We start from the raw sequence: 22,144 nt of genomic DNA, 5'->3' as shown, positions 1-22,144 counted from the left end.
GAGATAATCAATGAACCACAATCTTGTCTTTGATGGCGTTGAACTGCTCGGGTGAGATCACGCCCTTGGTTCCTACTTCGTCTGTGGTGTGATATGGGCGGCCCTTGATAATACGGCCGGCAGTTTCTTCGTCGACGCCGGGAAGAGTTTGCAGCTTGGTCCTGGAGGCGGTGTTTACGTTTACCGGCTTGTCTGGCGTGGCCAGCCCCTGCTTCACGCCTTCTGCGATGGCTTTGCCCTGTACGGCAGCCTGCTTGGCGTCTTTCTTCAACTCAACGGCCGCAACCTTGCTTCCCTCTTTAATTTGCTCTGTCGCTTTAGCGGCTTCCTGCTTGGTTTTCTCCGTGTCCTGGTTGGAACAGGCTGAGATCAGCAGAAGAGAAAGAGTGAGCGCGGCGGCAAGAAGGGTTTTCATAAGTATCCCATCAAGGCAAGGATCAGAACGATGATCAGGATCAATCCCAGTCCGCCGACCGGACGATAGCCCCAGTTGCGGCTGTGCGGCCATGAGGGCAGCGCACCGATCAACATCAACACCAGAATAACGATCAGGATCGTGATCAAAAAGCCCCCTTCCAACGCTACGTTATGTTGGAGTGTGAGAAGCTGGTGGGAGTTGGCTGGGAAGAAGCATTCAGCAATCAGCGCTCAGCATTCAGCCAACAAAAATTTCACCGCAAAGTACGCCAAGTGCGCGAAGGAAAGCAAACGAGTGCATATTATGCAGGTGCATCGGTCAAAAAGTGTGACTCGGTAAAGCGAGATAACAAGAAGCTTTGCGTGCTTTGCGTCCTCTGCGGTAGAAAGTTTGGCTGAGTGCTGATTACTGATCGCTGAGTGCTTATGCATAAAAATCAGCCGGAGAACATGTCCCCGGCTGAGCCTCAGTCATTTTTAGGAGAAAGCGTTTACGACGCGCTGCGGCGTGGACGAATACTCAAGTCGCGCACCTGCGCCAGCAGGCTGGAGCGCTGCATGGAATCCAGCTTGTCCAGGCATTGAATGATTTCGGCAATAAACTCGTCATGCATCAGGTCGGCAATGTCATCTTCCAGCGACCGGCTGGAGCCTTTGAGCAGATCGGCCATGGAAACTTCCAGGGCCGTCGCCAGCCGCTGCAGGGACGACAGCGTGGGCATGGCTTTTTCATTTTCGATCTTTGATACGTATGTGCGCGGCACCGCCATGCGCAAGGCAAGCTGGCGCTGGCTCAATCCGGACTTTTGCCTTAGCATACGGATGGCTGACGCCACTTGAAGATGGGAATGATGTCCGTTTGACGGCGGTTCCACCGGCGCCTGGACCTCAAGGATCGGCTCGGGCTCATCCTCGTCCAGCGAGGTACGGCATTTTCTGCAAAGATTGTTGTTGGTCCTGAATTGGACTAAATGACAATGGTCACAACGTACAACTTCCCGGGAATCGACCGGCGCCAATGCTGTTGCCATGGATGTTTCGGAGTTGCCAGAGCGGGCAGTTTCTCCAAAAAACCTTTACCTCGGGGTTTCCTGTAACTCCCGTAGTCTCAGGCATCAACTCACAATTGTCAATAAGAAATTTAGGTAAAAACCTGAATTAGTGGTAAAAAATTGGTGAATAAATAGAGAAAACAGGTATAAACACAGGATAAAACAATGGATCAAATGGATGGAACCTCTCTGGATCGAAGCCAGGCCTGGAGCCTGCTTTGCGAATACACCCAGTCAGAAAGCCTGCGCAAGCACATGCTGGCCGTGGAAGCATGCATGCGCGCCTATGCCCGCAAATTTGGCGAGGACGAAAATAAATGGGGCATTATCGGCCTGCTGCATGATTTTGATTATGAAAAATATCCCACGCCGGCGGAGCATCCGTTTGTGGGCAGCAAGATTCTGGAAGAGCGCGGCTATCCGGAAGAAGTGCGCCGCGCGATTCTCTCCCATGCCGACTACAGCGGCGTGAAGCGTGAAAGCCGGATGGAGAAAACGCTCTATGCGTGCGATGAAGTCTCCGGCTTCATCACTGCTTCAGCGCTGGTCAAGCCAAACAAGTCGCTCGCCGAAGTCGAGGCCAAGTCCGTCCGCAAGAAGATGAAGGACAAAGCTTTTGCCCGCAGCGTGAATCGCGATGACATTATCAACGGCGCGGCCGATCTGGGCGTCGATCTGGAAGAGCACATCGCGTTCTGCATTGAAGCCATGAAAGGGATTGCCGCGGAGTTGGGGCTGGCGGGGAACGGCTTGAAATCCCGACCCTGAGCGTTCTTTGCGAAGGGGAGCGAACCCTCTAGTGTGGTGTCTCACAAATACCTTCACAAAGAGTTGGCCCGATACTTGCTTGCCCAAAAGATTATTCCGCGCAGCCGAGGGCGGCTGCGGTCCACAATGATTGTTTATTACATGCATTCTCGAGTTATTTCAGAGACACCACTCTAGCTACGTATTCGCCGGAAAACGTATCAAAGCTTTGCTGATTGTTCATAGGTTCTCGTTGCTATAGCGATCTCTCGCTATGCTCGAGATATTACGTCATGCAACGTCAGGCTGAAGTAACTTCATCCGTGCGTTGAAGTGCAATCAACATGCTTTTGGGATCCCTGGGAGCGCGGAAAAAGTATTTTTCCTCTTTCTTGAATGGCAACTTTTGCCAAAGGCTCCGCTCATCCTTGAGGCCTCTGGCCCGCATGTGCGCGACTACATCAAGGTCATGATTGAGGTGCATAGGATGCGACTTTGTAGCTCCGGCCGGCACATCGAAAACCAGCAAGCCACCCGGATTCAGCAGAGAAGCCAGGAAGTTGAGTTCTCCCGGAAGATCAGGTAAATGCTCCAGCACATCGAGAGCGAAGATGGTGTCAAATCCGCGCTTCTCTCCCGCGGCAGCCAGTTCTTCCCTGGTATGAAAAAATTCCATGGCCAGATTGCGTTGCGCGGCCCGCGCTTGGGCAAACCGCATGGTTTCGCCTTCCACGTCGTAATAAACGGCACGATCTGTGCGGGCGACTTCCAGCAAAAGCTCACCGTTGCCGGCCCCGTAATCGAGACACGATCCGCGTGCGCGCCGGAGCATATTCAAGTTCGAGCGGATGCGCTTGTACTCAAGGTTATAGCCGGAGAGCGCGAACAGATATAGCTCAGAGTTTTGCCGGTACCACTCTTTCAGGCGTTCCTGGTCATCGGGAGCAATGGCAGCCTGTTGCCAGTTTTTTGCCAGTTCCTGATTGCTTACGGCCCACAACTGCAGAATGCGTTCTTTAGGATAGCCGGTAAATGCGTTGAGGTCGCGGACGGAAACTTCGATGTTTTCCGCATTGCGCTTTTCCGCGCGATGGACCAGATAAGCTGTCGCTCCAGACGCTACCAGCAGCAGACAGATCAGTGCCGCGGCGAAAGTTGTACCGACATTTTGCCGCCACGCCGCCATGCAAACCAGAAGCAGGCTCACGCCGCTGACCACGACTATCCAGAACGACGCCGGCGTATCCGCTACAACGATGGCGAGGTGCGCGGCTGCCGCGAGCAGCAGAGCAGCGAGCAACAGATCGATATGCACAAAAAAGAGCAAAGCGGCGAACAGCGCAATATCACCCAGCCAAAAATAAAGCGGCACAAAACGCTTGGGCACTCTCCGGCCAAACAGATTGAGAGCCAGGAGCCAGACGATGGCCATCGCCACGCACGCTCTCTCGCGGATATTTGAGGCCAGCAGTCCACCGATGATCAAGGCGGCTGCGATGATTCTCCAGCGAATCTTCACAGCCCAGCGCGATCGTTTCCGGGGATCCACAGTCAAATGCAGATAGTCCGGCGTGTAATAAATAAAGACCGCCAGGGCCCAGGTGAGCGCGGCATAAAGCGCGAGATGCACAAGACCAGAGATTTTCCCGATCAGAACGCACGTTCCCACTGCTACAAACAAGACCAGAATCAGGCCCGCTCCCCAAATGCGGCTGGACGTCAGAAATTTTTGTTGTTCCGTATATTGCATAATTCGAATCGTGTTCTCAAAACATGGGCAGAACAAACGCCGATGAACCGTACAAATATGTGAGGTTATCATGGCGGGGTCCGTGCTTCTGGGCTTGTGATCTGTTCCCTCACTGTGCTTCGCGATTTTAATTTTTGCGACGGACGGATTCGGCCATGCCCCGCGCACAATCCTGGCAGCGGCGTATAGTTACTGTTTCCGACCAAAAAATACGTCAACGCCGCAAGGATGCATGCCATGGGCAATTCACTGAATCTCATTGAAAACATAGTGGTGGTAATGCTGGAAAACCGGTCATTTGACCAGATGCTGGGAACGCTCTATCCCAACAGCTCACAATTTGAAGGATTGAAGCTGGATGGAAGCATGTACAACACCTACAACGGCGTCAAATATCCAGTCACAAACACTTCAAGCGGCGATCCTTTCACCACGCCGACCCCTGATCCCGGCGAATCGTTCGCGGACATGAATCTCCAGATCTTCAACACCACCAATCCCGCGACCGGCGCTACGCCAAACATGGCAGGGTTTGTGAACGATTGGATGGCGACTTCGCAACAATATCCAGGAATACCAACCACCAAGCAATGCCTTGTAGCCCCCTCATGGCCGGCGCTTCCGCGGGCCGGTGCATCTCCGGGGGACATCATGTTTTATTTCAAGCCGTCGCAGCTCCCGGTGACTTCCCTGCTGGCCAAATCGTTTGGCGTGTCCGATGCATGGTTTGGTTCGTGTCCTACTCAGACTTATCCGAACCGCTTCTTCCTGAATTGCGCCACGTCTGGCGGCTACGTGAATGACGTGGATTATCCATGCAACTTTGAACTATGGCCTGATATTCCCAGCATCTTTGAGCTGCTGGATGGAGCCGGAGGCTACAACGCAAGCAACTGGAAGGTTTACTTCCATGACTTTGCCATTGCTACGTTGATCAAATACGTTTTGATGTCCGCCTCTTCATCGCAGCACATGGTCTGCAACTTCGATACCCTCGACTATGGCCAGGATTCAAAACTCCCCACGTTCGCGGACGACGTAGCAAACCAAAAGCTGCCCAAATATTCGTTCATTGAGCCGCGTTACAACGTTGGGGCTGATAATCTGCAGCCCAACGACAACCATCCGCCTTACAACGTGCTGAACGGCGAACTTCTGGTTGCGACCATTTACGGATTGTTGCGCAGCAGCACGTACTATTGGCCTCGAACGCTGTTGATCATTACCTACGACGAGCACGGCGGCTGCTACGATCACGTGATTCCGCCCACTGCCGTGGCGCCCGGTGGAACCGTGCTGCGCAATCCGTCGACGTTTGGTTTTAACCTCTATGGCCCCAGAGTGCCCGCCATCCTGGTCTCGCCTTATATTCCGGCCGGTTCCATTGTGCGTCCTAATGGTTTTTCTTACGTGCCGGGCAACGGCACTTCAACCACAAACGGTGTAACGCCGTTTGACCATACCTCAGTCATCAAAACCATCGTTGAGTGTTTCAATATCTCAAGTGGCGCAGCGAACCTTACCCAGCGCGATGCGAACGCTCCCAGCCTGGCCGACGCGTTGTCCCTTAATGCGACAAACAGGAACGATGGCCCAGGTACGGTAGCATTGCCAAACATAGCGTCCGCCGCTCCTGCGGGAGCGCAGGACTGCCATCTTCTGGAGATTTACAACGCAATGTATACGCGTGCCGCCGCCGTGGGTTCAGGACAGTAAGGCTCTTTGTCGGGATAAGTTGCAGCAGAGCGTGTTTCGCATTGGGTGATAAAGGGGATTGCTGAGGCTGGAAGCTAGTGCGCCGCAGCAGTTGCAACCGGACACGCGTTGAGACGGCTGGGATATGCGGCCAATGTTCTGCTTTTCTGGCCAGGCAAGCGGTCCACTCTGAGCAGCCATTTGCGCTGGTTCCTGGCGCCGGCAGGAACGTTGAAACGCAGCAAGTATCCGGAAAGCACTTCGTTGCTCCAGAAGCGTCGCAATTCCAGCCGCTCCGCTTCCGGCTCTTTGTCGCCACCCCAGGCACTTCCGTCCACGTTGATAACGTGAACGCTACCACCGGTACGCTCAGCAAAATCGAGTATCACCAGCCGTGAACCGTCAATATCAGGCTTGTCGTCCTTTATCAGAATGGTGAAGACGCGAACACCTTTTCTCGCTGCTTCCTCCTGAACTTTTCCCGCTCTGAGACGGCTTTCATTATCCATGCCGTCGGTCACGAGCAGGACTGAATCGCCAGGTTGAGGAGAATCAAACCGCTGCAAGCTTTCACGTAGCGCATCGTAGAGCGCGGTATGCTTCATTTTGCGGCGCTTCATTTGTTCCGTTAAATCGGAGAGACTTTTCCGCAATTCGTCCGGATTTGCGGCAAATGCCAGCCCGAACGCCGCATCATTATTGAATAAGCCATATTCAATTTTGCTACCCTGGGGCAACTCGTCCAGCAATTCGTCCAATGTCCTGTTTACCAGAACCAAAGCTTTATGCTGATGAATGAACAAACTGTCCTTCTGCTCCATGCTGCCGCTGGTATCAAACAAAATCAGCACGCGGAAACCTGGAATACGCTCAACGCTGGTGACCGGAACAACAGCGCTGCCTAGTTGCGCATGTAAACGATCAGCGGTAATCCCAGGCAAGAATGTCCTGGTTGTTTCATCGACCATAATTGCCGGCACGGTCTGCGTGCAGTCCTGCGCAACGGTCAGGCACGGGAACAAAAGCAGCAGAAGTAATGCAGGGCGCATAACAGGGCCACTTTACACCACAATTTTGACCAAACAAAATGTGATTATTCGGCTATTCGTCGGCCAGAGTTACTCATACCTTAACGCCACCATCGGATCAACCTTTGTTGCGGCGCGAGCGGGTACATAACTGGCCGCCAGAGTCACAATCGCCAGGATGGCCGTTACGGCGACAAAGATCGCCGGGTCCCATGAGTGGATACCAAAGAGCATGCTGCGCATGAGATATGAAACGATCATGGCGGCCACGATGCCGGCCACCACGCCCGGAATGATCAAGCGAACGCCTTGCGCCAGGACCATGTTAAGGACGTTTCCGCGTTGCGCGCCCAGGGCCATGCGAATGCCGATTTCCTGCGTGCGCTGGCTCACGGAGTATGCGACCAGCCCGTAAAGACCGATCGTCCCTAGCAGCAACGCAAGGCCCGCAAACATGCCGGCCAGAACCGCCGGATAGCGATGGAGAAATGCGGCAGGCGAGCGCTGGATGCGGTCATCCATGGTCTGGACGCTGAACGTGACCACGTCAGGATCAAACTGGCGGATGGTGTTTTGTATTTCAGCAGACAGCGCATCTGGCTTTTGTTCGGTGCGAACCAGCAGACCGAAGAACAGGCGCGCATTTGCTTCCATGGGCGTATAGATTGCGGGACGTGCCGGGGTATCGAGCGGGCCTTCTTTGACGTCACGCACCACGCCGATGATCTGACGCGGCTTTTCTTTGTCTGAATACGTGAACCATATCTGCTGCTTGAGCGGATCAAGGCCGGGCATGAACTGATCAGCCAGCGTTTTGTTTACGATCACGCGCTGCGGGCCGGTGGCGTTGTCGCCATCAGTAAACCAGCTTCCTTGCACCAGCTCCGCGCCCAGGGTTTGGAAATATGTTCGATTCACCGATCGGCTGTTGGCTTCACGGCCCTGCGGCGTTGCTGAAGGCACACCCACAACGCGAAGGTTGCTGGTGTTGCCGCCGTTCGATACCGGCAGCACGCTGCTGGTACCAACGGACTTTACTCCGGGCAGCGCACGCAGCCGGTCAAGCAAAGTTTGCATGGCCTGCAACTGGTCTTGATCTTTGGGAAAGCGCGATTGCGAAAGTCCAACGCCCATGCCCAGCAGGTTATGTTGATCGAACCCAGGATTGACGTTGAGCAACCGATAGAGACTTTTGACGAGCAGCCCGGAGCCCGCAAGCAGCACCATGGCGAGCGCAACTTCACCCACGACGAGCGCCGAAGCAAAGCGCCGCCATGAACTTGACTGCGAACTCCGCGAGCCGTCTTTTAACGCGGCTTGCACGTCAGGATTGGCTGCCTGTAAGGCCGGCGCCAACGCGAACACAACGCCGGTAATGATGGCCAGCGCAACAGCAAACAGCAGCACGCGCGCGTCAATGCTCATGTGCTTGAGGTAAGGCATGTTGTTCAGCAAGGCAGAAGGGATCATCGCGACAAAGCCTTTGATGGTCCAGTACGCAACGGCCATTCCGGCGATAGCGCCAGTGAATGAGAGGATGAGACCTTCCGTGAGCATCAGGCCGATTAATCTTGCGCGGCTTGCGCCCAGCGCGGTGCGAATGGCCATTTCATTTCGACGAGCCATGGCGCGCGCCAGCAGCAGGTTGGCAACATTGGCGCAGGCAATCAGCAATAAAAGCACCACGGCGCCAAGCAATACCAGCAGGATGGGGCGGACCTGGCCGACAATGACTTCGTTCAGCGGCACAATGGCCGTCCGGAGTTTGTCATTCGATTGCGGATATTGTTTTTCCAGTCCTTCCGCGATCAGGTTCATGGCCGCGGCGGCACTCTCGCGAGAGATCCCCGGTTTCAGACGGCCGACAACGTCAAGCCAGTGCAGGTTTCTACGCTGCAGCAAGGGGCCGCTGGCGTGAAGCGTGAGCCACACATCAGGATCGCCGACAGGAGCAAAATGAAAATCCACCGGCAAGACGCCAATAATGGTTGTAGGCTCATCGTCAATGTTGAGCGCTTGGCCGATGACATCTTTGCCGCCAAAATGCCGCTGCCACCAGCCATAACTGAGTATCGCCAATCGCGGCGCGGAGGCCTGGTCTTCACCGGCGCGGAAGTCGCGCCCAATAATAGGATGCACTCCAATGGTCTGGAAAAAATTGTCCGTCGCCACCGCGGAAGGCAGCAATTCCGGAGCGCCTGCGCCGCGCAGCAAGACCTGGTTTTGTCCGTAGCCCGCGAGGCCGTCAAATACCTTTTGCTGCTCACGCCAGTCAAGATAGTCAGGATAAGAAGCTTCAAACTGCGTGAACACTTCTGCCGTCCGCGTGTCGTAGACCTCCATCAGCCGCGACGCATCACGGTATGGCAGCGGGCGAAGCAATGCCGCATCGACAAAAGTAAAGATTGCTACGTTAGCGGCAATGCCCAGCACCAGAGTGATAAGAGCGATGGAGGTGAATCGCGGCGACTTGAGCAATGCGCGCAATTCGTAACGCAGGTCCTGCAGGATTGTTTCCATCATGGTTCAAGCTCCTGATCCGGAAATGTAGAGACACGGCTTTTGGAGAATACTGGCGATCGTGGAAAAGGTTCCCAGCTTGAAGATTTAGACGCGGGAGCGACGGATACGTTTTGCCGAAGTTGTTGGGATAAAACGCCTGAGGGCCGCGCCAGACTGCATCCTTTTCTCTCTCAGTGAATCCATTGGATAGATCTTTACAGGAGATTACATGCCGCTGGTTCGAATTTCTTTGATTGCGGGCAAGCCTGAGTCGCACAAGCGAAAAGTCTCTGATGCTGTTCATCGCGCGCTGGTTGAGACGATTGCCATCCCCGCGCAGGACCGCTTCCACATCATCACTGAACATAGTCCCGCAGATTTTATTTACGATCCGGAATATCTGAAGATCCATCGCACAGATGACTTGGTCATCATTCAGATCACGCTGAGCGCAGGCCGCACGCTGGAAGTCAGGAAGTCGCTCTATCGGCGGATCGCGGATCTGCTCCATCAGGAAGCAGGCTTGCGCAAAGAAGATGTCTTTATCAATCTGGTAGAAACGGCGAAAGAGAACTGGTCTTTTGGCAACGGCGAAGCGCAGTACGCAACTTGATGGGCATTCTCCGCGGTTTCCTGAGTCCGCGTTCGCGTAAAAAATTATTTTATTAATGCGCCCGCGCGGATCAACTCCGCCAGCTTCGCAAAATCCTCAGCAAACACGCGGTCATGCTCGATCTTTGGGCTCACCTTGCGGATGGCAGCATGCGCTTTTTGCAACGGCTGGCTGCTCTTAAGCGGCGACAGAAAATCCAGCGCCTGCGCCGCCGCGCAAGCTTCAATCGCCAGCACGTTCGTCGTGTTCGCAATCACGCGCTTCAACTTGATCGCCGCCGCCATGCCCATGGAGACGTAATCTTCCTTGTTGCCCGACGTCGTGATCGAATCCACCGAAGCCGGATGCGCCAGCCCTTTATTCTCACTGGCCAGCGCCGCGGCCGTCACCTGCGGCATCATGAAGCCGGAATTGATACCGGCATCGGGCGCCAAAAATGGCGGCAAGCCTTCATTCAATGCAGGATTCACAAGACGCTCAATGCGTCGCTCAGAAATTCCCGCCAGCGCGCTCAGAGCGATTGCCAGATAGTCCAGCGCAAAGGCCAATGGCTGACCGTGAAAATTTCCGCCGGAGATGATGTCGCCTTCGCCGTGGCCTTTCACAAACACCAGCGGGTTATCCACCGCCGAATTCATCTCGATTTCAAACGTCCGCCTGCAGAATGCCAGCGTATCCCGCACCGCGCCGTGAACTTGTGGAATGCAGCGCAATGAATACGCGTCCTGCACTCGTCCGCAGTCTTTGTGCGACTCGCGAATCTCACTTTCTTTGAGTAGTCGCCGTAAATTGGCCGCGACTTGTGTCTGCCCGGAATGCGGACGCGCATCATGGATGCGCGCATCAAACGCGACGTCAGTCCCATGCAATGCATCGAGTGACATTGCACCGAGTACATCGGCGCTTTCGGCAAGCGTCTCAGCCGCAAGTAGTGAGAGCGTCCCCACCGCCAGCATGGCCTGCGTTCCGTTGATGAGAGAGATAGCTTCCTTTGCCTCCGGAACCAACGGCTTGATCGCGGCGCGCTGCAAAGCTCCAGCGCTGCTGGTGCGCGTGTTCTCAGCCCAAACCTGGCCTTCGCCGATCATCGCCAGCGCCAGGTGCGCCAGCGGAGCAAGGTCGCCGCTTGCGCCCACGCTTCCCTGTGACGGTACCACCGGATGCACGCCTTTATTCAGCATGGCGCAGATCAGCTCCATCACTTCCGGACGCACGCCAGAAAATCCTTTGGCCAGCGAGTTGGCGCGCAGCAGCATCATGGCGCGCGTCTCTTCCTGGCTGAGCGGCTCGCCCACGCCCGCTGAGTGCGAGCGTATCAGGTTCACCTGGAGCTGGCGGTTTTGTGCCGGCTCAATGTGCACGTCGCTCAGCTTGCCCACACCTGTGTTGATGGCATAGGCCACGCGGTTTTCTCGCAGCAGTTTCTCCACCACTTCGCGCGCGGCCACAACTTTTGTGCGAGCGCCATCCGCCAGCTCTACCGGACGCTGCTCATAGACCACTTCACGCAGCTCGTCGAGTGAAAGATCGTTTCCGCTAATTTGAAGAGCGCTCATGGATTTTTCCTGGTCCCGTTGAAAGCCTGCATATATTTTTCCGGCAGCGCCGTGCGTTCCAGCTTGTTGTTTACGATAATGTGCATGGTCTCACCCGTAGCCAGCAGCGTGCGGTCGGCCTCGCGAAAGATTTCATAGCTGAAGTGCAGCAGTGACGAACGCACATTCTTAATCTGCGTGCGCACCACGATCTCATCATCATATAAGGCCGGGGCTTTGTAGCGGACGCGCAGATCGACCACCGGAATGTGGCAGTTGTCTTCTGCTTCCATCTCGCTGTATTGAAAACCAAGCTGCCGCAGCAGTTCCACTCGCCCCACCTCAAACCATATGACGAAATTAGAGTGATACACCACGCCCATCTTGTCGGTCTCGGCATAGCGCACGCGCAGCTTGGTCTCGCCGACGATCTCTCGCTTGCCGTCTTCTATTTTCCTGTCCAAGTGGGTTTGCGTTTCTCCAGAAATGCTGTGATGCCTTCTTTAAAGTCGGCGGTCTGCCGTATGCCGGCGTTGCCCTGCACCGCTTGTTTTACCTGACGGTCCAGTTGCTCGCGAGTATAGCTGGAAAGCAGCTTCTTTGTGGCCTGCAATGACGCAGGACTGTTCTCCAGCAATTGCGCGGCCAGCTCCTGCGCGCGCGACATCAACTGTTCAGGCACAACGATTTCATTCACCAGCCCGAGCTTCAGAGCTTCTTCGGCGCCAAAGATGCGGCCTGTAAGCAGCAGATCGCGCGCGCGTTTCTCGCCGATGTTGGCGATAAGAAAGCTTGAAACAATCGCCGGAACAAAACCGATCCGCACTTCCGTGTAACCAAACTTCGCTTCAGGGACAGCCAGCGTGAAATCGCACAGCGTCGCCAAGCCTGTGCCGCCGGCGATGGCAGGCCCGTTCACGGCGGCAATCGTCGGTTTGGGAAAATCATAGAGCGTCCGGAACAGTGACGCCATGGTTTCCGAATCCTGGATGTTCTGCTCGTGCGTGCGTCCGGTGAGCTGCTTAAGATTGTCCAAGTCCATGCCGGAGCAGAATGCTTTGCCCGCGCCGGTGAGGATGACGATCTGCGCCGCCGAGCCCGCAGCCTGCTTCAATGCCGCGATCAGGTCGTCGATCAACTCATAACTAATCGCGTTGCGTTTCTCCGCGCGATTGAGGGTGATGGTTGCGATGCCCGGGGATTCGGTATAAAGCACGGTGTTGTAAGGCACGCTATTGTTTTCCTTTGACATTTTCTGCGCTCGCGATGATGGCATAAAAATCTGGAACCGCCTTCGGTGTCCCGTTGAATCTGACGCCAAGGTCATTGCCAAATGTGCAAGAAATGCTGCCCGCCATAATTTGGGCTGGCGCCGGAGCATCTTCGCCGGTAGTGATCGCAACATAGGTAAAGCAAACGCCTTCACGGTTGGCAAGTCTCAGTCTTGCACCGGCGGATTTTCTGAGGCCGAAGCTCGCAAGGCGTGCTACTCCTTCCGGCGAATCTGGCCCGGCGGGGGCCTGCCGGTGAAAATCGATTGTGACAAAGCCAAATTTGCGTTTGTAAGGCCCGCCCAGCGTACTGATGGAGAGCTCATTCATCCGACCGCTATGGTCTTCCTCATACAAGAGCGGCACTCGGAACCTGAGTCCGTTCATCTCCACGTGATTGCCGTGCCGCGCATGCCATACCAGCGCGGGAATGTATCCCGCAAAGAGGTACATGTCGGCCAGGACAATCGTGCTCGCCAGCGCCACTATCAGAATGGCTCGCTTTGATTTCACATCACCACCGTGTGCTTCTTTTGGCCGGCATCTTCGGCATTGCGCTTGTCTGCACAATTCAGCGTGATGGTGGCGATGCCCTGAGCTTCGCTATATAAGATTGTGTTGTAGCTCACGCTAGCCCGCTCCTTCCGCTTGCGCCCGCACATGAATTTTTATCTGATCGATGGCGTTATAAAGATAACCTCCGGGATTCCACGCTGCTGTTTCAGGCTGACGGTTCCCACGGCTATCTGTGGCTTGCGACATGATGATATGGTCCCCCGGCTCCGCGTCTTTCCAGGTATAACTCCATAATCGCCACGCATAGCGGACAGGATCGCCTTCCAGTTCTGCGGCCTTCCAGGTGACTCCAGCATCGGTTGAAATGTCCACTCTGGTAATTTCTGCAACATCATTCGTCCAGGCGGCGCCGGAAATGCGGAGGGTCCCTGCCTTGACGGTTGTGCCATTGACCGGCGCCACAATGATCGACTTGGTGTTTAGCTTTGTGAGAGCACGGGTATCATCGTGTCTGATCGAAGTCCCTGGCGAAATGGGTTGCCGCGGAACTCGATATGCATTCTTCATAAACTCGCCATCAAATTCCTTATCGATGACTCTGATTTCGGTGAGCCATTTGCACCAGTTCGCGCCAATCCATCCTGGAACGATGGCGCGCGCGGGAGCTCCGTGATGTTTGGTTAATGGCGCATGATTCATCTGAGTCGCCACAAGCGTATCTTCATCGAGCGCTTTTTCAATGGGAATGCTGCGGATAAATGGCGGGGTCTGGGGTGAAGCTTCCTCCAGGCCACGGAACATCACGTGCTTGCCGGTTACTTTCAGGCCGAAGCGCAGCAACAGGTCGCGTAAACGCACGCCGCTGAAATGAGCGTTTCCTGCAGCGCCCCGCTGCCATTGCGTTCCCGGCGTCTCTGGACGGTAAAAGGCCCGCCCATTGCCGGCACATTCCAGTACTGCCGTGATCGAGTGTGGCGCAAAGCCGGTCAAATCAGAAAAACTCAGAGAGCCTGGCTGCTCTACCTCGCCGGTTACCGTCAATCGCCATTCTGCGCCCGGTGAAATTGAGGGTTGGTCCAGATGATTGCGCACAAAAAAATGTGAAATCGGCGTGATTCGCAATTGCAGGAATTCAACAGGCATTTCCAATTCCAGGCTGGAGGAAGAATGATGAATCATCTCTTCTTTGCCGGGAAGGGCTGGTGAAGCTGCTGATGGCTGCGCAGTTTTGTCCTCCTGTGAAAATGATCGTTCCATTCCAGTTCCTTTCATCCAGCTGATAAGGGACTTTGCGCCCCGCGGCCCTTCACATTACCACCGTGTGCTTCTTCGCAATGTCCGCCGACATCTGCGCTACGGAATCAAGCGGCTTTTTGAGCTGCACGTCTGCGCCGCGATCCTTGAGCGCTTCCACTGCAATCTCCGTCGGTATGTTGCCAATCATTTCATCCTGGGCAAACGGGCAGCCACCCAGCCCACCAATTGCGGAATCAAATCGCCTACAGCCCGCTTCATAGGCCGCGATAATTTTGTCCGCCGCGCCTGCTTTCGTACTGTGCAGGTGCGCTCCGATCTCAAGATAGTCATACGCTTTGATCACAGCCGTGATCAGTTCTTTGACCTGAGCCGGTGTTGAGAGCCCAACCGTATCCGCTAGCGAAATCTGTGTGATGTTCATGTCGGCCAGAATGCCCACGGCTTCAATCAATTCTTCGGCGTTCCACAGATCGCCATACGGATTGCCGAACGCCATGGAGATATACGCTACAACGTTCAGACCCGCCGCGTCGGCCTTCAACTTGATCTGTTCCAGTTCATCGGCTGCGGCTTCCAGCGTCTGGTGCTGATTACGTTCCAGGAAAGTTGGCGAGACGGAATACGGAAACCCGAGCGTCTGCACGGCTTCAGTGGCAATCGCGCGATCCGCGCCTTTCTGGTTCACCACAATGCCGATGATCTCCACGTCATCCGGCGGATCAAGTTCTTTCAGGACAGCTTCAGAATCCGCCATCTGCGGAATGGCCTTGGGCGAAACGAACGACACGGCGTCAATGTGCTTGAAGCCGGCGCCAATCAGTGCGCGCAGGTACTGGACTTTGACAGTCGTAGGAACCTGGCCCTTGAGGCCTTGCCAGGCATCGCGAGGACATTCGATGATCTTTATATCGTTAGGCATGATCTTCATGAGCTTGCGCTCTTTTCTGAAATTTCGAGCGAAGCGAGAAACCCCTATTCCCTTTTAAAACGCCGACCCATAATTCCTTGTTGCTATAGGGTTCCCTCACTCCGTTCGGGATTACAGACAAAACCTATGTTTGCAACACCCCAACCTTAAACTCTTTCACCTCTGGATTTAAGCTCGCCGCTTCCAATGCCGTGATCAGCGTCTGGCGTGTCTCCATGGGATCAATAATTTTGTCGATCCACAATCTCGCCGCGCCGTAACGCGGATCGGTCTGGTGGTCGTAGGTCGCTTTCGTCGTGTCGAATAGTTCTTTCCGTTCGGCGTCGCTCAGCTTTTTGCCCCCGCGTTCGAGCTGCTTGATCTTGATTTCCACCAGCGTTCCTGCAGCGGCAGCGCCGCTCATCACGGCGTAACGGGCAGAAGGCCATGCAAAGACAAATCGCGGATCATAGGCTTTGCCGCACATGGCATAGTGCCCAGCGCCAAATGACCCGCCGATGATGACCGCAATTTTCGGCACCACGGAATTGGCCACGGCATTCACCATCTTTGCTCCGGCTTTGATGATGCCGCTCCATTCGGCGTCGCGGCCCACCATGAAACCGTTCACGTCATGCAGAAAAATCAGCGGGACCAAGTTCTGGTTGCAGTCCATGATGAAGCGCGCGGCTTTTTCGGCGCTTTCGGTATAGATCACGCGGCCAAACTCCACGCGCTTTGCGCCCGAACTGGGATCTGTCTGCTGCGCTGGTGACGCCTGGTTGGCCACAATGCCCACGGCAAATCCGCCGATACGTGCCAGCCCGCAAATCACAGTCTTGCCGTACTCGGCTTTGTATTCGTCGAACTTCGCGCCGTCCACAATCCGCGCGATAATTTCTTTCATGTCATACGGGCGCATGCCATCGGCTTCAAAGATGCCGTAGATTTCTTCCGCCGCGTATGCCGCAGGTTCGGCCTTCACGCGGTTGAACGGAGCCCCCGGCTTATGGCCAAGCTTGCTCACAACCGAGCGTATGCGCTCCAGGCAGATATGGTCGTTGGGCTCGCGATAGTCGATGGTGCCCGCGATCTGCGCGTGCATTTCTGCTCCGCCCAGTTCTTCCGCCGAATACTTGGCGCCGATCGCCGCTTGCACCAGCGCCGGCCCGGCCAGAAAGAGCCCGCTGCCTTCAGTCATTAATATGGTGTCGCACATCACAGGCAGGTACGCTCCGCCGGCCACGCACATGCCCATGATCGCCGTAATCTGCGGAATCCCCATGGCGGACATCACCGCGTTGTTGCGGAAGACTCGGCCAAAGTCGTCCGTGTCCGGGAAGACGTCTTCCTGCAGCGGCAAAAACACGCCCGCTGAATCGACCAGATAAATCGTGGGAATATGGTTTTCAATGGCGATGTTCTGCGCCCGGATTACCTTCTTGGCCGTCATGGGGAAGAACGCTCCCGCTTTCACCGTGGCGTCATTCACGATGAGCATGAACAGCCGTCCATGCACGCGTCCCAGACCTGTGACCACGCCGGCTGAAGGCGCGCCGCCCCACTCTTCATACATTTCATAAGCGGCGTAGAGTCCAAGTTCAAAGAACCCGGTGTCGCGATCGATAAGCAAGTTGATGCGCTCACGCGCGGTCAGGCGCTTCTTGCTGTGCTGCGACTCGATGGCCTTTTCGCCGCCGCCGAGGCGGATTTTTTCTTCCTCATTGCGAATAGCGGCCACCAGTTCCGCCATGGCGCGCATGTTCTTCTCAAACCGGGTAGAGGTAGCGTCGATTTTTGTGGGGAGCTTGAGTATCTGATCGGCCATAGAAGTTGGGCAAACTATTTAGATTAAATGAGGGGAGAAAGAGCGCGCAAACCCGTAAGTAAAACCTTACCGCTGATGACACGGATGAAACGGATTTTCACTGATCATAAAAATGGTTTGAGTAAGAACAAACGGAGTATTCAAGGCTTGAGACCTGAAAGCAGGAAGAAAAATCCATGTTTTGAATTGGGCCAAATGGATCAATGACTTCAACGTAGAGACGTAGCATGCTACGTCTCTCATTTACCCGCTTTCTATTGCTTTTTCTTTGGCAATTTTTAGCAGTTCTTTATATTCCGGCGAGAATATTTCCGCCAACGTGCTTTCGATGGCACCCTCTAGGTGCCAAAGAATGATTCGCTCTCCCGCATCGGGCCGGCTCAACACAAATGTATTCTCGTCACGATTTCCAGCTTCACTCCATGCATCATAACTTCTGGCAAGAAATTCAAAAATGACCAACAGCTCACCTTTAGGGAGCTCGATTGATATTTTTTTCTTCAAGATTTCCATTCATTCCATTTCTCCGCTAAGGAGCCCATCTTCCATTGGCTCATTGCTAATCCTATCCACTAATCCAATCCTCAACGCTTCATCCGCCTTCACCATCTCCGCCAGCAGAAACATCTGCATGGCCCGCGATTTGCCAATCAGCCGCGGCAGGCGCTGAGTACCGCCCCAGCCTGTCATCACGCCCAGGCTTGCGCCACGATGTCCAAAAACTGCGTTCGGCGCGGCGATGCGATAGTCGCAGGCCAGCGCCAGATCCATGCCTCCTCCCATGCAGTAGCCGCGAATGGCTGCTATCACAGGAACCGGAAATTCATCGATGGCCTGCATGAGCGCCTGACCCCGGCGCGAGAACTCGAAGGCCTGCGCCGACGTCAGCTGGGAAAGTTCATTTAGGTCAGCCCCGGCGGAAAAGAATTTGTCATTGCCGGTGATGATCAGGCCTTTAATGTGGCTGCTTTCGGCCTCGGTCCTCAACTTTTCGATGGCGCTCTGTAGGGCTCTGATGCGCGCCATCCCCAGCTTGTTCGTGCCATTGGACGAAATAAGTTGCAGAATGACACATTCGCGTTCGCGCCTCAGCAGGAAAAGTTCGTCGCTCATCTGACCGGGAATTTCACCGCGCCTCCGCGAAGGTGTGAGAGAACCCTTGCGAAACAACTCTCGGGGCAAGGACATGAAGTTTGCTGGGACAGTGTTGGAGCTTGGAGGGGAGTGGGTGCTCATTAAGGGTTCCTTGTTTTCATTCATGCTGCTAAATCAACCTTCCTGTCTGTGGCAAAAAGTTTCTCCACTCTTCACACCGTGACCAGGGCTGCAGTCTGTTGAGGACGCAAGTGCATCCGATGCTGCAGATTGTGCGTCAAACAGACCCAGAGCGCTTCACACCGAACTTTCTCCAGTCCTCGCACATGAAACTGTCGTAGTCCCAGCTTGGTCTTGATCCATAAGTTACGGAATTCCGCTATCCTTCCGCGCTTACAGTACTCCGCCTGCGCCGCTTCCGTTTTCATCTTCGCCCGAAAAGCCGTCATGGCTGAGCTCTCCTGGCTCCGCGTCACCGAGCGACCATGCTTTTTATTTTCCGGACAACAATGCGCTCTCAGCGGGCAGCTTTGGCAATCCTGCTTCCTGGCCTTGTATTTGAATTGCTGCATCCCGTCTTTCTTTTGTTTCCCCTCGTAGCTCAGAATTTTCCCCGCAGGACACACATAGCAGTCTTGCTCGGCATCGTACACAAACATACTGTTGGCATAACGCTGCTTCCCCAGGTTGCCCTTCTTGGCCGCATTGTCGGCCAAGCTCCCCAACAGGTCTACCTGGTGTTGCGCCGCTTCCTCCACGTTCTCCCGGCTGATATACCCAGTGTCCACCAGAACCTGACCCGGCGCTTTCCCAAAACGCTCTTCCACCCGCTCCACCGCAGGAATTAATTGCTGAAAGTCGTTGCCCTCCTGCGTGGCCTCCACGTCCACGATCAAACCCTGCACCGTGTCGGTGGTGATCCGGATGCTCCGCATCCACCAGGCGGTCTACTTCCACCGTCCGAAACCACATCTGCTTACGATCAACGTCCTTCACCAACGGCGACGGAGCTGCTTCGCTCTTCTTTTCTTCGCTCATGCGCTCAGACTAATCATTCTCTTCTCGTTGTCAATCACCAATTCAGATCACCCCTGGGTTTTTTCACACCTTCCGCGTCTCCGTGGTGAAGGGTTCTGGGCTTCTCAATAAAAGTCGCTGCAGCTCAAAAAGAAGCCGCAGGTCCTGCATATCATTTTGCAACGTGAGTCGCGCATTTGTGTACCGCAATTGGGGCAATAGCTGGAAAGGTCGGGCTTGGCGGCGGGCTTCGCCTCAACTTGCCCTGGCGACTGAGAGTCTGGTTGCTGTTGCTCGCTCATCATCCCGCAGTGTAAACCCTTTCTGCGGCGGATGCAGCAGTAAGAAGAGCATGGTGTCAAAGCTCGTTAGAAATGTCCCCATCGTTAACTCATTAGAAATGTCCCCTTTGTTGATCTGAACTATGGGATTTCCTTCTGGCCTTCGCATTTGCCACTATCTGGTGCTTTTCGTCAGTCGCAGCCGGCGCCGCCGTCGCTTACCGCAAGGCCATCGACCATCGGCCCATTGCCGGAAAACCCAAATCGCGCTAATCTCCCGCCATGGCCAAGGAATTCATGTGCATGATCTGCGACCAGCCGGAGCGAAGCTGCTCCTGCAACAAGTACTGCGCTCTGTGCCAGAGCCTTTATGAAGTCCGTCTGTGCGAAGACGGCATTTACTACTGCCGTCCCTGCCGCGAAGCTTGTGACCTGCAAGCGCAGGTTGGAGGCAAGAGCACAAGCTGGTAAAGCCCGGCTCGAAAATTTCGCTCATCGTTGTTACCGCGTCATCTCGCTTCCTCGCGATCTCAACGTCCCGACTGCCGGATGTTCTAAGATAACGTCAAGGTGCCAACCGAACTGAGCAGCTCTGAACTCCCGCCCTCGCAAAAAATGCGTCGACCCACCGCTCCGATCACCCGATCACCGGACCACCCGATCACCCGATCTGAAACTCTTAAGTATTACACCACTCTCCTCTCCCGCTACGGCCCGCAGAACTGGTGGCCCGCGCCCTCACGCTTTGAAGTGATCGTCGGAGCTTATCTTACGCAGAACACCAACTGGAGCAATGTTGAAAAAGCCATGCTCAACCTGCGCCGTGCCCGCCGCCTCAGCGTCAGTGCCATGCGCGCTACACCACTCGACGAACTCGAAACATTGGTCCGGCCCTCTGGTTACTTCCGCCAGAAAGCGCGCAATCTCAAGGCCTTTATATTTTTTCTCGATGAGCGATACTCAGGCTCACTCAGCCGCATGTTCGCCGAGCCGACAGCAAAGCTTCGAGCAGAGCTGCTGGAGCTTAATGGTGTGGGGCCAGAAACCGCCGACTCCATCCTGCTCTATGCCGGCAACCATCCTGTCTTCGTCGTGGACGCATATACGCGCCGTGTGCTGCTGCGCCACGGCATCATCAACGAAAAAACCAGCTATGAAGAAATTCGGGCCATGATTGAGCGAGCCATCAGCAGCTCAGAAGCTGAGTCTCTCATCGTAAAAGAACCCGGCTCTGATCCTCGACATCCTGTCTCGCGCATGAGCAGCTCAGTTCGCACCGAGTTGGCCCAGCATTACAACGAGCTACATGCATTAATCGTGAGAGTAGGTAATCATTACTGCCGCGCAAAAGCAATCTGCGAAGGTTGCCCCCTGCAATCCTTTTTAAAAACTCCTACTGGAGCAACGGCCCAAGGTGCACCCGAATCCTACTAGCAGGCAATGAAAACGCCTTAATGAAATTTTCGCCTTGGGGGTATTACATGCTTTTGCTTATCGGTATCGTTCTGTTCGTGCTTTGGATTCTGGGATTCGCAGCTTTCCACGTCGCGGGCGGCCTGATCCATCTTCTTCTGGTCTTTGCCGTGATCTCAATCATCTGGCATCTGGTGGCCGGAAGACGCGCAACGGTTTAACGTCCGCGCAGGGGTGAATTGACTGTCTGGCCCGGAGTGACATTCGGGCCAGTTTGTTTTTTAGGGAACAAGATTTTTGCTGCGTATGTCTGTGTGAACTGCTTTCAATCAGGGCTCTTACGCCGGCCACATCTCCAGCGCCGTCTTGCTCAGAATCTGCTCTTTCACCGCATCCGGCAGCGCCAGCGCCCGGAACTGATCAAGATTCTGTTTGATGTCGGGAATACCCGGACTCGGCCAGTCTGTGCCGAAGAGCGTCTTGTGCGCAATCTCTTCGAGACGTGGGAAATATTTCAGCAAAATCTTCGGGGGAATCCCACTGATATCCAAGTGCACATTCTTGTGTCGACGCAGCAAGAAAAATGCCGTCTGCATCCAGATCGGACGGCCGCCATGCGCCATCAGGATCTTGAGCTTGGGAAAATCGACGGCCACATCATCCAGATAAATTGGGTCACCGAATTTATTCCTCGCCGCGGGAAAAATCGATGTCCCAGTGTGAATCATCACGGGAATGCCGTTCGCTTCCGCTGCGCGGTAAATCGTCTCCAGTTCCTTCACGCCGTTCAGATAGTCATTGGCATAAAGCATCTGGTGCGGCGGGTGGATCTTGATCAGCCGTATTCCCAGGCGAACCAGGTTGTCCATCTCCGCCTGCACGTTGAGCGTGTGCCGCGGATGTACGCTGCCGCATGAAAGCAGCCGCTTCGGGTTCTCCTTGCAGTAGTTCGCGACCCACGGGTTGACCTCATGGGTGAACCCCATCGTCTCCGGTGCAACATAATTAATGAGCACCGCGCGCTCCACGCCAATCGAATCCATATACTTCAGCAGCGCCTTGGGTGATCGGCAATATTCCAGGATGTCCTCATAATGCCCGCGCGCCTTCTTCATTACCTCAAGCGGCCCGGCCTTGAACATCTCAACGGGTTGTATGTGGATGTGGCAGTCAGTGATTTGCATGGAGTGGTATTGAGCGCCTGGTATTGGCAAAGCCGT

Annotated in this window: 22 protein-coding genes; 5 read left to right on the top strand and 17 right to left on the bottom strand. The window is 54.9% G+C overall.

All coding sequences use genetic code 11. The features are described 5' to 3' along the window. Positions 1-7 precede the first annotated feature (7 nt). From LAO76_06340 to LAO76_06330, 3 genes are all read right to left on the bottom strand, one after another. Positions 8-415, bottom strand: coding sequence for a helix-hairpin-helix domain-containing protein (locus tag LAO76_06340; GenBank protein MBZ5490532.1), 408 nt, complete (start codon positions 413-415; stop codon positions 8-10). Beyond that, positions 412-531 carry a DUF3309 domain-containing protein gene (locus LAO76_06335; GenBank protein MBZ5490531.1) on the bottom strand — a complete coding sequence of 40 codons (120 nt, stop codon included), beginning with the start codon at positions 529-531 and terminating at the stop codon, positions 412-414. The genes LAO76_06340 and LAO76_06335 overlap by 4 nt, the downstream gene beginning before the upstream one ends. A gap of 377 nt (positions 532-908) precedes the next feature. Continuing rightward, a complete protein-coding gene (locus LAO76_06330; protein MBZ5490530.1) occupies positions 909-1,448 on the bottom strand; it encodes a helix-turn-helix domain-containing protein in 540 nt (179 codons plus the stop codon). A gap of 195 nt (positions 1,449-1,643) precedes the next feature. Between LAO76_06330 and LAO76_06325 the strand changes: the two genes are divergently transcribed. Further along, on the top strand, positions 1,644-2,237 hold the full coding sequence (locus LAO76_06325; protein ID MBZ5490529.1) for an HDIG domain-containing protein: 594 nt from the start codon (positions 1,644-1,646) through the stop codon (positions 2,235-2,237). Between the two features lie 280 nt (positions 2,238-2,517). Here LAO76_06325 and LAO76_06320 read toward each other — a convergent pair whose 3' ends face one another. Beyond that, positions 2,518-3,966: a class I SAM-dependent methyltransferase gene (locus LAO76_06320; protein ID MBZ5490528.1), complete on the bottom strand. Its 1,449-nt coding sequence runs from the start codon at positions 3,964-3,966 to the stop codon at positions 2,518-2,520. 237 nt (positions 3,967-4,203) lie between these two features. Between LAO76_06320 and LAO76_06315 the strand changes: the two genes are divergently transcribed. After that, positions 4,204-5,682: a phosphoesterase gene (locus tag LAO76_06315; protein MBZ5490527.1), complete on the top strand. Its 1,479-nt coding sequence runs from the start codon at positions 4,204-4,206 to the stop codon at positions 5,680-5,682. 74 nt (positions 5,683-5,756) lie between these two features. Here the strand turns inward: LAO76_06315 and LAO76_06310 are convergent, their stop codons facing one another. After that, positions 5,757-6,710 carry a VWA domain-containing protein gene (locus LAO76_06310; GenBank protein MBZ5490526.1) on the bottom strand — a complete coding sequence of 318 codons (954 nt, stop codon included), beginning with the start codon at positions 6,708-6,710 and terminating at the stop codon, positions 5,757-5,759. Between the two features lie 69 nt (positions 6,711-6,779). Then, positions 6,780-9,212: an ABC transporter permease gene (locus LAO76_06305; protein ID MBZ5490525.1), complete on the bottom strand. Its 2,433-nt coding sequence runs from the start codon at positions 9,210-9,212 to the stop codon at positions 6,780-6,782. A 208-nt stretch (positions 9,213-9,420) separates the two neighbouring features. On the opposite strand from LAO76_06305, the gene LAO76_06300 reads away from it, so the two are divergent. Continuing rightward, positions 9,421-9,804, top strand: a complete 384-nt coding sequence (locus tag LAO76_06300; protein ID MBZ5490524.1) for a tautomerase family protein — start codon at positions 9,421-9,423, stop codon at positions 9,802-9,804. A gap of 44 nt (positions 9,805-9,848) precedes the next feature. Here the strand turns inward: LAO76_06300 and hutH are convergent, their stop codons facing one another. From hutH to LAO76_06250, 10 genes are all read right to left on the bottom strand, one after another. Further along, entirely contained in the window at positions 9,849-11,360 is a 1,512-nt protein-coding gene (gene hutH / locus LAO76_06295; protein MBZ5490523.1) for a histidine ammonia-lyase, read from the bottom strand. Beyond that, positions 11,357-11,722: an acyl-CoA thioesterase gene (locus tag LAO76_06290; protein ID MBZ5490522.1), complete on the bottom strand. Its 366-nt coding sequence runs from the start codon at positions 11,720-11,722 to the stop codon at positions 11,357-11,359. Before LAO76_06290 ends, hutH begins: the two co-directional genes overlap by 4 nt. Before the next feature lie 65 nt (positions 11,723-11,787). After that, on the bottom strand, positions 11,788-12,591 hold the full coding sequence (locus tag LAO76_06285) for an enoyl-CoA hydratase/isomerase family protein (GenBank protein ID MBZ5490521.1): 804 nt from the start codon (positions 12,589-12,591) through the stop codon (positions 11,788-11,790). Beyond that, positions 12,572-13,123, bottom strand: a complete 552-nt coding sequence (locus LAO76_06280; GenBank protein ID MBZ5490520.1) for a hypothetical protein — start codon at positions 13,121-13,123, stop codon at positions 12,572-12,574. Before LAO76_06280 ends, LAO76_06285 begins: the two co-directional genes overlap by 20 nt. Before the next feature lie 117 nt (positions 13,124-13,240). Then, the gene (locus LAO76_06275; GenBank protein MBZ5490519.1) at positions 13,241-14,383 is read right to left on the bottom strand and encodes a sulfite oxidase; all 1,143 of its coding nucleotides are present in this window, start codon (positions 14,381-14,383) and stop codon (positions 13,241-13,243) included. A 49-nt stretch (positions 14,384-14,432) separates the two neighbouring features. Beyond that, entirely contained in the window at positions 14,433-15,302 is an 870-nt protein-coding gene (locus LAO76_06270) for a hydroxymethylglutaryl-CoA lyase (protein MBZ5490518.1), read from the bottom strand. Positions 15,303-15,435: 133 nt separating this feature from the next. Next, positions 15,436-17,118, bottom strand: a complete 1,683-nt coding sequence (locus LAO76_06265) for an acyl-CoA carboxylase subunit beta (protein ID MBZ5490517.1) — start codon at positions 17,116-17,118, stop codon at positions 15,436-15,438. A 243-nt stretch (positions 17,119-17,361) separates the two neighbouring features. After that, complete coding sequence (locus tag LAO76_06260; GenBank protein MBZ5490516.1) at positions 17,362-17,631, bottom strand: hypothetical protein; 270 nt, start codon at positions 17,629-17,631, stop codon at positions 17,362-17,364. Continuing rightward, positions 17,632-18,354 (bottom strand): enoyl-CoA hydratase/isomerase family protein, encoded by a 723-nt coding sequence (locus LAO76_06255; protein MBZ5490515.1) that lies wholly within the window; start codon positions 18,352-18,354, stop codon positions 17,632-17,634. A gap of 71 nt (positions 18,355-18,425) precedes the next feature. After that, positions 18,426-19,148: a transposase gene (locus tag LAO76_06250; GenBank protein MBZ5490514.1), complete on the bottom strand. Its 723-nt coding sequence runs from the start codon at positions 19,146-19,148 to the stop codon at positions 18,426-18,428. Between the two features lie 978 nt (positions 19,149-20,126). Between LAO76_06250 and LAO76_06245 the strand changes: the two genes are divergently transcribed. Then, on the top strand, positions 20,127-20,945 hold the full coding sequence (locus tag LAO76_06245; GenBank protein MBZ5490513.1) for an endonuclease III domain-containing protein: 819 nt from the start codon (positions 20,127-20,129) through the stop codon (positions 20,943-20,945). Positions 20,946-20,992: 47 nt separating this feature from the next. After that, complete coding sequence (locus LAO76_06240) at positions 20,993-21,145, top strand: lmo0937 family membrane protein (protein ID MBZ5490512.1); 153 nt, start codon at positions 20,993-20,995, stop codon at positions 21,143-21,145. A gap of 117 nt (positions 21,146-21,262) precedes the next feature. On the opposite strand, the gene LAO76_06235 is transcribed toward LAO76_06240, so the two are convergent. After that, positions 21,263-22,108, bottom strand: a complete 846-nt coding sequence (locus LAO76_06235) for an amidohydrolase family protein (GenBank protein MBZ5490511.1) — start codon at positions 22,106-22,108, stop codon at positions 21,263-21,265. Between the last annotated feature and the right edge of the window lie 36 nt (positions 22,109-22,144).

This window comes from Terriglobia bacterium (assembly GCA_020072645.1).
Classification (GTDB): Bacteria; Acidobacteriota; Terriglobia; order Terriglobales; family Acidobacteriaceae; genus Angelobacter.
Note: the sequence above shows the minus strand (reverse complement) of the source record. Positions and strands in the feature narration are given on the sequence as shown.